General features: G+C 51.6%; 6 protein-coding genes. 3 read left to right on the top strand and 3 right to left on the bottom strand.

Annotation, left to right across the window (positions count from 1 at the left end; all coding sequences use genetic code 11):
* The first annotated feature begins 121 nt into the window (after window positions 1–121).
* Both ACMYSL_RS16120 and gpJ read left to right on the top strand, forming a co-directional pair.
* The gene (locus ACMYSL_RS16120; RefSeq protein ID WP_434659067.1) at window positions 122–736 is read left to right on the top strand and encodes a tail assembly protein; all 615 of its coding nucleotides are present in this window, start codon (window positions 122–124) and stop codon (window positions 734–736) included.
* Window positions 737–798: 62 nt separating this feature from the next.
* Window positions 799–10,659: a TipJ family phage tail tip protein gene (gpJ, locus tag ACMYSL_RS16115; RefSeq protein ID WP_434659066.1), complete on the top strand. Its 9,861-nt coding sequence runs from the start codon at window positions 799–801 to the stop codon at window positions 10,657–10,659.
* A 148-nt stretch (window positions 10,660–10,807) separates the two neighbouring features.
* Here gpJ and ACMYSL_RS16110 read toward each other — a convergent pair whose 3' ends face one another.
* On the bottom strand, window positions 10,808–11,779 hold the full coding sequence (locus ACMYSL_RS16110; RefSeq protein ID WP_434659065.1) for a restriction endonuclease: 972 nt from the start codon (window positions 11,777–11,779) through the stop codon (window positions 10,808–10,810).
* Window positions 11,780–12,058: 279 nt separating this feature from the next.
* On the opposite strand from ACMYSL_RS16110, the gene ACMYSL_RS16105 reads away from it, so the two are divergent.
* Window positions 12,059–12,331: a putative hemolysin gene (locus ACMYSL_RS16105; RefSeq protein ID WP_139538049.1), complete on the top strand. Its 273-nt coding sequence runs from the start codon at window positions 12,059–12,061 to the stop codon at window positions 12,329–12,331.
* Here ACMYSL_RS16105 and hslJ read toward each other — a convergent pair.
* Together hslJ and ACMYSL_RS16095 are read right to left on the bottom strand one after the other, a co-directional pair.
* Window positions 12,328–12,768: a heat shock protein HslJ gene (hslJ, locus tag ACMYSL_RS16100; protein ID WP_182238258.1), complete on the bottom strand. Its 441-nt coding sequence runs from the start codon at window positions 12,766–12,768 to the stop codon at window positions 12,328–12,330. The genes ACMYSL_RS16105 and hslJ overlap by 4 nt on opposite strands.
* A gap of 125 nt (window positions 12,769–12,893) precedes the next feature.
* Window positions 12,894–13,883: a 2-hydroxyacid dehydrogenase gene (locus ACMYSL_RS16095; RefSeq protein WP_110273415.1), complete on the bottom strand. Its 990-nt coding sequence runs from the start codon at window positions 13,881–13,883 to the stop codon at window positions 12,894–12,896.
* Window positions 13,884–13,985: the final 102 nt, after the last annotated feature.

The following is a 13,985-nucleotide window of genomic DNA, read 5'->3' as shown; positions in this document are numbered from 1 at the left end:
ATGCTCAATGCTAGCATATATGAAATTGCATATATAATGTTTATTATATTCATGGTGGGATGAGATTTATGTTTTTATTTTTAATAACGCAAAGCTAAAACTACAGACCGAGGGAGTATCTATGCAAGAACGTATGGTCAGGATCGAACTGGGCGGCATTTTGGGTAAAAAGTTCGGGAAATCGCATTGTCGGATGGTAGCGACAACCTCCGAAGCGATACGCGCCTTATGTTATACTATAAATGGATTTGAGAAATTCATGAACAACAGTAAGGCAATGGGCTTAACATATGCAGTGTTTAAAGGAAAGGAGAATATTAGAGAAGATGATGTACCTTTCCCAATAAATGATAACGTAGTACGGATTGTTCCCGTGGTTATTGGTAGTAAAAAAGCTGGTGTATTACAAACGATATTAGGTGTGGCTTTGATTGCGATCGCTTCAATCGCGACAATGGGCGCTGGAGGCATATTTGCTGCCATTGCTGCTGGCTCCGGTTGGGGTAGCGTCGCAATGCTGGGGGCTTCAATGGCACTTGGCGGCGTTCTTCAGATGCTCTCACCTCAGGTTCCCGGATTAGCCAGCCAACAATCCCCTGAAAATAAAGCCTCTTACGCCTTCGGTGGTGTGACAAATACCACTGCGCAGGGATATCCGGTGCCGCTGTTATACGGCAAGCGGCTTATCGGCGGTGCAATTATTACCGCTGGGATTTATGTAGAAGACCAGCAGTAAAATATAAAACCTCTCTCTTTCCTGGCCACCTTTAGGTGGCTTTTTTTATGGACATAATATCTATGACACAGCACCTCATTAAAGGGCGCAAGGGCGGGAGTTCGAGTCCGCGTACCCCAACGGAACAGCCAGATGATTTACAATCCGTAGCAAAAGCCAAAATTCTTATGGCGTTGGGCGAGGGCGAGTTTGCTGGCGCACTTACCGCAAAGGATATTTACCTTGATGGAACGCCGCTGGAAAATTCCGACGGTTCACAAAATTTTAGCGGTGTGGTATGGGAATTTCGCTCTGGTACTCAGGCACAGAATTATATTCAGGGGATCCCTGGTTCAGAAAATGAAATTAACGTAGGTACGGAAATATCCAGTAAAACGGCCTGGACCCATTCTTTTAGTAATACTCAGCTTTCTGCCGTGCGTCTGCGCTTAAAATGGCCATCTTTATTTAAACAAGAAGATAACGGCGATCTGATGGGTAACTCCGTGAGCTACGCTGTCGATTTGCAAACTGACGGAGGCACCTGGCAAACGGTACTGGAAAGCGCGGTTACCGGCAAAACCTCTTCCGGTTATGAACGATGCCATCGAATTGATTTACCTCGGGCTAATACGGGCTGGGTTTTGCGCCTGCGTAAGGTCACAGAAGACGTCAGTACCTCAAAAATTGGCGATGTCATGACGTTGCAAAGCTATGCTGAGATTCTCGACGCAAAATTACGTTATCCCAATACGGCCCTGCTTTACGTTGAATTTGATTCCCGTCAGTTCAATGGTTCTATCCCCAAAATTGCCTGTAGTCCTCGCGGGCGCGTTATTCGCGTTCCTGACAATTACGACCCGGAAACCCGACAATATTCGGGTATCTGGACGGGAGCGTTTAAATGGGCATGGACAGATAACCCAGCATGGATTTTTTACGATCTGATCGTTACCGATCGTTTTGGTCTGGGAAACCGTCTTACCTCAGAAAATATCGATAAATGGACGTTGTATCAGGTTGCCCGTTATTGCGACGAACCTGTGCCTGACGGTAAGGGCGGTGATGGCACCGAGCCGCGCTATCTTTGTAACGTCTATATTCAGGATCGCAACGATGCCTATACGGTGTTACGTGATTTTGCGGCTATTTTCCGCGGCATGACCTGCTGGAGTGGCGATCAGGTGATAGCGCTGGCGGATATGCCTCGCGATATTGACTACACCTACACCAGAGCTAACGTGATTAATGGTCGTTTTCAATATGCCAGCAGCAGTAGCAAAACGCGCTATACCAACGCGCTGGTTTCCTGGTCCGATCCTGAGAACGAATATGCTGATGCGATGGAACCGGTTTTTGAGCAGCCGCTGGTGGCTCGCTATGGCTTCAATCAGCTTGAACTGACGGCGATTGGCTGTACCCGTCAGTCGGAAGCTAACCGTAAAGGGCGCTGGGGGATCCTGACCAACAATAAAGATCGCGTAGTGACGTTTTCGGTCGGACTGGACGGTAATATTCCGCAACCCGGTTATGTCATTGCGGTGGCGGACGAAATGTTGGCGGGTAAAGTCAACGGTGGTCGCACTAGTAAAGTGGATGGCTGCGTCATTACGCTCGATCGTAAAACGGATGCAAAAACTGGCGATAGGCTGTTGATGAACCTGCCGTCAGGCGTGACGCAAAGCCGGACTATTCAGGATGTCGATGGGGATATTGTCACCGTTACTACCGAATATACTGAAGTACCGGAAACAGAATGCGTATGGGCTGTTGAATCTGACTCTCTGAAGGTTCAGCAATATCGGGTTGTGAGTGTTAAAGATAATAACGATAGTACATTCACTATTTCTGCAGCCGCTCACGATCCTGATAAATATGCGAGGATTGATACCGGCGCGGTTATCGACAGTCGACCGATCAGCGTTATTCCCCCGGGAAATCAAAGTGCGCCAGCTAATATCGTCGTTGAGTCCTATTCGGTGGTTAATCAGGGGATGAGTGTTGAAACGCTGCAGGTTCATTGGTCTGCGGTAAAAAACGCCATTTCCTACGAAGCGCAGTGGCGCCGCAATGAAGGCAACTGGGTTAATATTCCTCGTAGTTCCGTGTCATCTTTTGATGTTGTGGGTATTTACGCCGGGCGCTATACCGTGCGAGTGCGCGCTATTAATGCGGCTGAGGTTTCCAGCGGCTGGGCGTATTCTGAAGAGAAAATGCTGACCGGAAAGATCGGTATGCCTTCTGCGCCTATCGCCCTGACAACCACATCGCTGATGCATGGTGTTGAACTGAATTGGGCGTTTCCGGACGGTGCCGGTGATACCCAGAAAACGGAGTTGCAGTATAGCCCTAATCCGAACGGCAGTGGGGCGATGGCGCTGTCTGACGTGGCGTATCCGGGCAAAACGTATCAGCAGATGGGTCTGCAGATTGCCGCAACGTTCTGGTACCGGGTGCGTATTGTCGATCGTCTGGGTAACGAAAGCCCCTGGACAAGTTGGGTTCAGGGGCAGGCCAGCGATGACATTAGCGAATATTACGACCAGTTGACGGATGCTATTAAGGACACACCTGCCTGGCAGGAAGTCCAGCGGGATATTGGAGAGGCCCACGAAGAGCTGACGAAAGCCGCCGACGCTATTCGTGAGGAAGTCGCGCAGCAGGTTACCGATATTAACCAGAGTATTGATGAGACCGTCGCGGAGATCGGTAAACAGGTTGACGGGCAGATAGAGTCGGTCAATAAGTCAATAACGGAGAATATCGATCTCGTCAATCAGACGCTCAGTGACAATATCTCGGCAGTGAACAAGAGTATTACTGATGCTGTGACTGATATTAATACGTCCATTGACCAGCAGATAACTGACGTCAACAAAACCCTGACCGAGGGGGATGCCGCGTTAAAATCCCAGCTGCAGACGGTTGAAAACAGCCTGAAACAGTCCATTGCCCAGGCGAATACGGGCTGGGACAAAGCGGTAAAACAGGAGACCGCCGACCGTATAGCAGACGTCAACGCGAAAGCCGCGCAGGCAGCAGACCAGCTGCTGAATGAAAAAATTGAGCGCGTCGCCGCCATTGATACCCTGCAGACCATTATTCAGGATGGCGACGAGTCACTGGCCCGTCAGATTTCTGAAATTTCCGCCGGTAGTGGCCAACAGTTTGATTCGTTCAACATCTGGTACTTCGATAAAGACAACGAAGGGTGGACCGAGGACGATGCCGGTCAGGTGCCGATGCAAATTACGGATGACGGCTGGCTGAAAGCGTCGAACAGTAACTCATCCTGCCGCTCGCCCAACGGACAAAAAATCCCGTCCTCCTCTTATCGCACCATCATGCTGCGTATTAAACGCGTGGGTAACCCGGTCTGGAAAGGTCGGCTTTACTGGATTGGTGCAGATGAGCAGGGCTGGAGTGATTCCCGTTCGGTAAGTATCGCGGAGCAGGAGTTTGATGGCGATGGTATCAGCATGGTGGCCATCCCCGATGTGAACTGGAATGCGTCAGGCATGGTCCGCCGTTTTCGTCTCGATCTGGCCCAGGGGCAGAATGCGGACAACTATTTCCTGATCCACTGGATATCGGTCGGACGACCGGCACCGGCGGCGAGTACGGCGGCGTTACGCAATGAGGAGATGGCCCGTACCCAGGCCGATGAAGCGGAGGTGCTGAAGCGCTCCACCCTGGCGGCGCAGATAAGAGGAACGACAGACAGTAACAGCCTGAGCGATTTACGCTCCGGCCTGCTGTATCAGGAAATGAACGCGCGGATCACCGCCGACCGGGCTGAAGTCGTGGCGCGGGAGTCCCTCCAGACGCAGTTCAACGACAATAAATCAACCGTGGCAGAGGAGCTGAGTTCCCTGTCGACTGCGCAGGGCGCACAGGCCAGCAAAATCAGCGGGCTGGAAACCACGCTAGGGAAAAAAGCCGACGCCAGCGCCCTGCAGTCACTGACGCAAAAAGTGGAACAGCAGGGCACCACGCTCACTTCTCAGGGCAGTTCGCTGACCTCACTGACGAACCGCGTGGGGAAAGCCGAATCGGGCGTGGCGGCAAACAGCAGTGCCATTACTGGCCTGCAGTCCAGCGTCAGCCAGCAGGATAAAACGCTGACCAGCCAGAGCCAGGCGATCACAAAGCTGCAAAACGACCTGACAACGACCAACGCGAATGTGAATAAAAAGGCTGATGCGAGCGCCGTCACGGCTTTAACTAACCGGGTCACCGCGACGGAAGGAAGCCTGACCACTCAGTCTGGCCAGCTGACGATGCTGAAAAACTCCCTGGCTGACGGGAGCCTGATTAGCAACGGCGGAATGGATGTGGATCTGTCGTTCTGGGAGAACTCCGGGACCGGTTCGGCATTCACTTACGATTCAGGTGAAAAAGCCCTGAGAACGACCACCGGCTCCATTCGTGTTGCCAACGTGACGCGTATCCCCGTCGAGGCCGATACCATTCTGACCGTGTCTTTTGAGTACAGGACATCGGAAACGGTTAACAGCATATCGTCTGATACTGTCGGCGTGATAACGGATTTAGGAAATCCGGTTGGGTGGTTGTCCTCTGTGTCGCCCTGGCTGAGTGGGGTGACGACCAGCTGGCAGACGAAAAGCGTTGAACTGACCATTCCGGCCAGTTTTACCGGAAATTATGTCTATCTGCGATTTGCCGTTGGCGGCTGGGCACCGGCTACCAGTGCGCGTCTCTATATCCGTAAAGTCGATGTTTTCTCTTCGACCGGCGTGTCGAAGAAGGCAAATGCTTCAGCAGTGACTGACCTGACCAGCCGGGTTGATACGGCGGAAGGCAAGCTGACCAGCCAGAGCAGCGCGATCACAAAGCTGCAGAATGACCTGACAACGACTAACACGAATGTGAGCAAAAAGGCGGATCAGAGCGCCCTGACGTCACTGACCGGTCGGGTGGAGAAAACGGAAAGCGGCCTGATGGCGGCAAACAGCAACATCACCGGCTTAACTTCGGCTATCAGGGCTGTGGGTGCTGCCGGGGATGACTTAATCCCTAACCCCACGTTTGATTCTGACTATGACCGCATGGGTTTACCCGTGGTGGAGTCGTCGGCATCCGGCGTTCCTGCGAACAGCCCTTATGCGTATGTTGCCAAACTGACCTCACGCGACCATCTTCCAAAGATGAACAACATTCCGGCGACTGCCGGTGATGTGATTGAAATATCGGCGCTGGTTGCCTGTGGTGCTGGTACGGCTGCATTCAATTTGTATGTGGCCTCAGCGTATTCTCCCTCGGGTGGTATTGCTGCCGCAAACTCGGGAGGTTCGGTTTCTGCGACGGCAGGTAAAACCTGGGTGCGAACCACCTGGCGCTGGACCGTCACCGCAGCGGTTGCGGCGAAGGGCTATTTCAGACCGTTCCTGCAGATTAACCAGAGTTCACCCTTTGGCACCATCTGGTATGCGACCGACTGGCACTGCCGGAACATCACGGCGGCAGCGAAGGCCCAGAGTACAGCTGATGCCACGGCGTCTGCTGTTGATTCTCTTACGACGACAGTGACTCAGCAGGGGAATACGCTCACCAGCATCGGGACCCGGACCACGACGCTGGAAAACGGGTTGAAAACGACGAATGCCAACGTCAGCAATAAGGCGGATGCGGCTGCGCTGCAGACGTTGCAGAACACGGTAACGGAACAGGGTAAAACGCTGACAAGCCAGAGCAGCAGCCTGACGAAGCTCGATAACACCCTCAGTACAACGCAAAATGATGTTGCTGCTATGCAGGATGATGCTGTGGCCAGCGTCGCCGTTGTGGGTAACATGCTCGTTAATAGTGGTTTTGAATTAGGGAGCAACCGCTGGACAGTCTCTGGCCCGGCGACATTTACCACGGCATCGGCTCCGCATAGCGGTAGCAGGATAGTGCGTTGTGGCGAAGGTAAAGCGGCGATTTCTCAGCGCATCAATGTAAAAGCTGACCGGACCTACAGGATCGGTGTATTCACCCGTCGTAACGGGGCGGCAGTTACGGCAGACCAGTCGTATCACAAACTGAGAATTGGTGATACCAGCGGTTCGATTCTTTCTGCGGTGAATTTTATTACGCCGGATCTACCGACGGGATCTACCTGGACAGACATTAACGGTTCCTGGAAAGCGTCTTCAGATATGATTGTTGAGGCTGCGATCTGGTCGTCATTGTCTGCCGGTGAAATATACTTCGATGATTTTTATGTCGTTGATATTACGGACGAGAGCAGCATTGCGGCTAATGCGGGTGCAATCAGTAATCTGACAAGCAGGGTCAGCAATGCCGAAGGGACACTGACCAGCCAGAGCAGCAGCATCACGAAACTGACGAACGACCTGGCCACGACAAATGCGAACGTCAATAAAAAGGCGGATGCGAGCGCGCTGCAGACGCTGCAGAACACGGTAACGGAGCAGGGTAAGACCCTGACCAGCCAGAGCAGCAGTATCACCAGTCTTCAGAACGGACTTTCTACCGCCAACCAGAACATCACGAAGAAGGCCGACGCGTCAGCCGTCACCTCGTTAAGTAACCGGGTTACCGAAGCTGAAGGGAAGCTGACCAGCCAGAGCAACAGCATCACGCAGCTTCAGGCATCACTGATATCCGGTAGTCTGATTGCTAACGGGGGGATGGAATCTGACCTCTCGCTATGGGTGGACTCCGGCACTGGCTCCGCGTTTACGTATGATGCCGGGGAAAAGGCGCTGAGAACGACGACAGGCTCCATTCGTGTGGCCAACCAGACCCGCATCCCGGTTGAACCCGACACGAAATTAACCGTTACGTTTGAGTTTAAATCCTCTGAGGCAATGTCGAACATTACCTCTGACACCGTCGGGGTGATTTCTGATCTGAATAATCCGACCGACTGGCTGGCATCCACTACGGCCTGGCTAAAAGGAGTCACGACGGCCTGGCAGACGAAAAGTATTGAGCTGACCATCCCGGCAGATTTTAGCAATAATTTTGTCTATCTCCGGTTCGCTGCGGGTAGCTGGGCACCGTCCACCAGTGCGCGACTGTTTGTCCGTCGTGTTGTCGTGTTTTCCTCAAATGGTGTGGCCGGTAAAGCGGACGCCAGTGTAGTAAATGACCTGTCGTCAAAAGTCACTCAGCAAGGCAATACGCTGACCAGCCAGGGCAGCGCGATCACTAAGCTGCAAAACGACCTGACAACGACCAACGCGAACGTGACGAAGAAGGCTGACGCCACTGCCTTAAACGCGTTATCTAATCGGGTAACGCAGACGGAAAAGGATATCAGCAGCCAGGCAGACAGCATTACCAGCCTGAACAGCTCGCTGAATATTAATGCCCGTAAAGGCTCAAACCCGTGGCTGGACGGAACGTTTGAAACCTACGATGCAAACCACAATCTGGGCGGGTCAGCGCGGGTGGTTAGTGGAATTAGTTACTCCGGTGGCAAATGCATGCGTGTTACGCGCGCCCCGAACACAAACGGCAATAGCGACGACATGATCGGTTCGCGTCTGGCCATTCGCGATACAGCAGTATTCAGGGTTGAATTCTGGGCGATGATGCCTTCCAGTGAAAACCCGTCAAGTGGGTGGATCACGGCGGTCGGCCTCAATGTGCAAAATGATGCGGGCGCTAACTCATGGCTGGGAGCTGCCAATGTCAGCGAGTCCGCGCTGGGCGGTCGTGACAGGTGGGTTAAATTTTCCGGTTATGCAAAAGCCACAGCGATAGGCGCGACCCGTGCCGTAGTATGGGTCTCGACCCGTGGTGCGAACGGTAGTAATACGCCGGGTTATAATCTGTATATCGACGACATGGTTATCACAGATGCAACCGATGCCTACAATGCCCAGAGTACCGCCGATACCACAGCGTCTGCTGTTGATTCTCTGACGACGAAAGTCACTCAGCAGGGCGATACGCTGTCCAGCATTGGAACCCGGACCACGGCGCTGGAGAACGGGCTGAAGACAACGGATACCAACGTCAGTAAAAAGGCGGATGCGAGTGCCGTGCAGACCCTGCAGAATACGGTCACGCAGCAGGGGAAAGATATTACGTCGGCGAACAGCGCCATTACCAAGCTGACCAGTGACCTGTCGACGACGAACGCCAACGTCAACAAGAAAGCAGATGCGAGTGCGCTGACGGCCCTGCAAAATACGGTGACAGAGCAGGGGAAAACCCTGAATAGTCAGAGCAGCAGCATCACATCCCTGAATAACAGCATTACTACTGCACAGCAGGATGCTGATGCGGCAAAATCGATACCGAATAACATGCTGGCGAATAACTCATTTGAGCGTGGGTTTACTGGCTGGAGTAACTCGGGCTGGAGCACACTGGCGGCGCAGAATCCGAAGTCCGGGAAGTACATTATCCAGGCAACTAAGACTTCCAGCGGTTCAACAGCCTGTGACCAGTTGGTGAATCTGACCGGAGGGCGGACGTATCGTGTCGGTGCATGGGTTCGTACATCAGGTGACATGGCCATCAGTAACGCGAACAACACCAAAATCAGTATTCGCAACAGTACCGGACCGTTGAAGGATATTCCGCTAACAGCCAGCATCGGAACAGCCTGGACGCTGATTAGTGCAGACTATAAGCCCTCGGCTGATTCGGCGCTGACTGTTTCACTACGAACCGCGTTGTCGGCGGGTTATCTATATGTGGACGACGTATTCTGCATTGATGTCAGTGATGAAGTGGCGAACACTGCGAACTCTTCGGCTCTTACCGCCCTGAATACCCTTGTTGAAAAAAATGAGGATCTAATTAAGGCTCAGAGTAAGAAAGTTGATGGACTTGATGCTGATTTAGGGAATAAAGCAAGTGCCAAGGCGTTGGACTCACTCACTGCCACAGTGATAGAAACGAATAAATTGCTTTCTGCTAAAGCTGAAGAACTGAAAACCTTGGATGCTACGGTAGATACACTGGATGGGAAGGTAAGCAGTTCAGTACAGGAGCAAAAAACGGCCCTCGCCGAAACAAATGACAAAGTTAACTCACTGTATTCGATTAAGGTTGAGACGAATAACGGGAAGAAGGTGGGGGCCGGTATCGTGCTGGGCAGCGATGGTTCCACAAGCGACATGATCCTCTATGCCGACCGTTTCTCGCTGTTTAACCGCACCAGCAAAACCTCTGTGCCGGTGATGATTGCGGAAGGTAATGAGCTGTACATCGATAGTGCACGGATTAAAAATGGCACAATAGATATTGGGAAAATCACCGAACGACTTTCATCTACTAATTATGTAACTGGAAAAAGCGGCTGGAGTATTACCAAAAATGGTGGCAGTGAATTCAATAACGTTATTGTTCGTGGTGAAATCCAGGCTGATACAGGCACATTAAACAATGTCGTTATAAATGAGAGTTGTAATATCCTCGGTACCGTAAGAGCTAATAAGATTATTGGAGATGTAGGATCATGGGCTATCAATATTTCTCAGCATCGTTCTCATCGTTTTCCGAAGGCGCAGTGGATTTGGTTTGATTTACTCGCTGTAGATCGTCAGCCATTTGAGCAGAGAGTGCAGCTTTTAGGGGCACTCCGGCAGGATGATTCTATAAAAGTGTATGGCGGCGGAACTCTGACAGCAGGTATGGAGTTCACCAGTTATGGTAGTGGTTCATTGAGTATGGGCAAACTGGGATATTGTATTTTGATGTGGGGAGCTGGTGATACTTCTGGTGGCGGTCCGATGACCTGTGCACTTTCTATTGATGGTGTTATATACAAACAGGAAAATGAAAGTATGGAAATCCAGTCAATGGACTTTGTTGTTCCGGCCGGTACAGGCGAGACAGTTGTTCGTTATGGGTATTATTTGGACAGAAATGGCGGCATGAATGGTGTGATTTTGTCACGCTTCCATGCGTTTGTTATGCGCAATTCAAATATTATTCGGGGTATTTCCAGTAATTAAACCACTCTGCTTTGCGTCAGATTGAATCCTCTGCGCATCTGGGCTCGCAGTAGTTAATTTAGCAACCTGAAATGAGACCCAAATAGCGCCCTTACCATGGCTTCATGGTGAGGGCGTTTTGCGATCTGAGTCAGTAGCCGCAAACTGGTTAGCTAACGTCAGGCGCATCAATCCATTCATCGAGAATCTGAATAAACGCGGCTATTTCATCATGATGGTAAAGATACACATCCAGCTTTTGCGCCGCTTGTCTGGCATGGGGAGTAAACTCGCTGTTGCTGACCACCATGGCCAGCAGGCAATCGTAGAATTGTTTAGCGGCGAAGACTTCCTGAATCGCTTTATTGCCAACTTTTCCCTGATAGTGTTTACACTGGACCGCCAGCCGACATCCCCGGTAATCGACCAGAATATCCAGACCGTGGTCGCCGCTGCCGCGAGTCACCTGGCAGGCGGCACCTGCTTTTTCAAAACAGCTGGCAACAAAATGCTCATAGTCGATTCCGCTTAAATGGGGGCTATAGCCTGGCGTATGCGGTTCGGGCATTTCGTCGACCACGCGCATGATCTCGCGCCTCACTATGCGTTCGAACTGCCCGGGTAAAGTGAACGCGCGATAGCTCACGCGACCAGACCCCCATACTGACTCCGCCGGGTTGTTGTCCGGCCATAGCTGATTAAGCTGCTGCTGGTGTTGTTCAATCCAGTGGTTCAGGTCGTATTTAATGACGTGTTCGAAGAAGTATTCCAGCTCGCTAAACCACTTTTCATAGTGCTCAACACCATAATCGTCGGTAACGGTCAACGTACGTTCTTTACGCTTCAGCGTATTCAGATGCGATGAATAAAGGGGAGGCAGCGCATGCGTCAGCAAATAAGCGGCAAACGCACCAGCAACCATCTCTTCTTTGGCACGCTGAAAAAAGAGGCTTGAACGCGTGAGTTGGCTATTTTTTTCGATCCAGGTTATGGCATCATCGCCCCGAAACGCGACCTCACACGCTTCCTGCCAACGATCTTCCAACTGATACTGTTTGATAAAAGGTAAAAGTGAGATCCTGAATGTCGTAAGTTCGTCTCTGGTTTTATCTGCTTCAGATTTAAACAAATTGCGTAACATGGCGATCCTGAATTTTTACGTGCGCGTAATCATGCGCTCATTCTGCAACGCGTCGGCTACTTAAGAAATATCTCAACGTATATTTTCACGATACCCCCTATTTATTAGTGGGGCCGATTGCTTGCAGGCTTTCTCGATAAGATCAACCTTTGCGCAAAAAAATTGCTAGAAAATGTTAATACGGCGCATAAATACGTACTTTGCCTCTCGACGCCGCTCGCTGTGCTGCCTATTATTCTTGGGTTTGTTCATTTTCAGATGTATCTGAGGGGAGAGAGAATGCGAGCAGCTTTTTTAGTCGGATGTGCCGCGTTGTTACTGTCGGCGTGTAGCAGTAACGATGAACCTGTTCAGCAGGCAACAGCGGCGCACGTATCACCAGGGATGCGTGCTGCGATGAGCAGCAGCGGTGAGGCAAACTGCGCGATGGTCGGCGGCTCGTTATCGGTGGCCCGCCAGCTTGATGGCTCAGCTATCGGCATGTGCGCATTGCCAAACGGCAAGCGCTGCAGCGAGCAGGCGCTGGCAGGCGGAAGCTGCGGTAACTATTAATTCACCAGGTCGGCGAGTTTGTATACCAGCGTTTGATCGGCGGTGGCCAGCGTGAGCTGATTTTCCGTCAGGTCGACCTGTGCGCCTTCGCGCAGCATTTTACCGAGCGTAGCATCCAGCGAATTCAACTGCGGATCCGCGCATAACATCCGGGTCATTGCCAGCTCTTCAACCTTCAGCGCGCCGTCAGAGACTTTGCCCGTGCCGCTGAAACGGTTGCACATATTACCTGAAACGAACATCTTGCCAGTTATCGGCATCTTTTCGCCGAAGCTCAGCTCTAGCGGCTTATCTCCTGCTTTCAGCGGCTGCCCGTTGACGCTTGTTAGCACGAAACGATGGTGCTGAAGCTGCTCCGCTCCGGTCGACACCTTACTGTTATAGACGCAGCCCGATAGCAGCATTCCCGCCGCCAGCAGTGCAGCAAATTTGTTCATTTAATCTCCAAAAATATTTATCACATCAATAAATGAAGGGGATTGTAACTGTATCGCAGGCGATTTCTGTGGGGATTATCTGAATGTGCCCCCCGTGAGAGGGGAGCACAAAAGGGAAAGGAAAATCAGACCAGCGCGTTCGGGCAGGTTTCGCCAGCATCCACCTGACGCAGATTGTCGAGGGTAGTTTGCGAAATACTGATCAACGCTTCTGCGGTCAGAAACGCCTGGTGGCCGGTAAACAGCACGTTGTGGCAGGCGGAGAGACGGCGGAAAACATCGTCCTGAATAACGTCGTTAGACTTATCTTCAAAGAACAGATCGCGTTCGTTCTCATACACGTCCATCCCCAGTGCGCCAATTTTCTGGTGCTTCAGGGCGTCAATCGCTGCCTGAGAGTCGATCAGCGCACCGCGACTGGTATTGATGATCATCACGCCATCTTTCATCTGATCAAAAGCGGCATGGTTCAGCAGATGATAGTTTTCATCCGTCAGCGGGCAGTGCAGGGAGATAACATCGGACTCTCTGTACAGCGTCTCAAGATCGACATACTCAACCCCCATATCCAGCGCGGCGGCGCTTGGGTAGGGATCAAATGCCAGCAGGCGCATACCGAAGCCTTTAAGAATGCGCAGCGCGGCGACGCCGATTTTACCGGTGCCGATAACCCCTGCGGTTTTACCGTGCATGGTGAAACCGGTCAGCCCTTCCAGAGAGAAGTTAGCGTCGCGGGTACGCTGATAGGCGCGGTGAATGCGGCGGTTCAGCGACATCATCATGCCGATAGCATGCTCTGCGACCGCTTCTGGCGAGTAGGCCGGAACGCGCACCACGCGCAGCCCCAACTCTTTGGCGGCATCGAGGTCAACGTTGTTGAACCCGGCGCAGCGCAGGGCGATGTACTTCACACCGTGGGCTTTAAGTTCTTCAAGCACCGGGCGGCTACCGTCATCGTTAACGAAAATACATACCGCTTCGCAGCCGTTGGCAGTTTTCGCGGTCTTTTCGGTTAGCAGGAAGTCAAAAAATTCAAGTTCAAAGCCGTATGCATCATTAACATGCTGCAGATACTTCTTGTCGTACTGCTTCGTACTATACACAGCGATTTTCATAAGACTTTTCTCCAGTGATAATACCGTCACGGTAGCATAATTAAAATAATCTTACAAATACTCAAAATTAGTTTAATTATCAGGTTATAGTGATAATTCTAG

Origin of the sequence: Klebsiella sp. MISC125 (assembly GCF_051131775.1) — a bacterium.
Taxonomy (GTDB): Bacteria; Pseudomonadota; Gammaproteobacteria; order Enterobacterales; family Enterobacteriaceae; genus Klebsiella.
The sequence above is the reverse complement of the archived record's forward strand: the minus strand, read 5'-3'. Positions and strand labels throughout refer to the sequence as shown.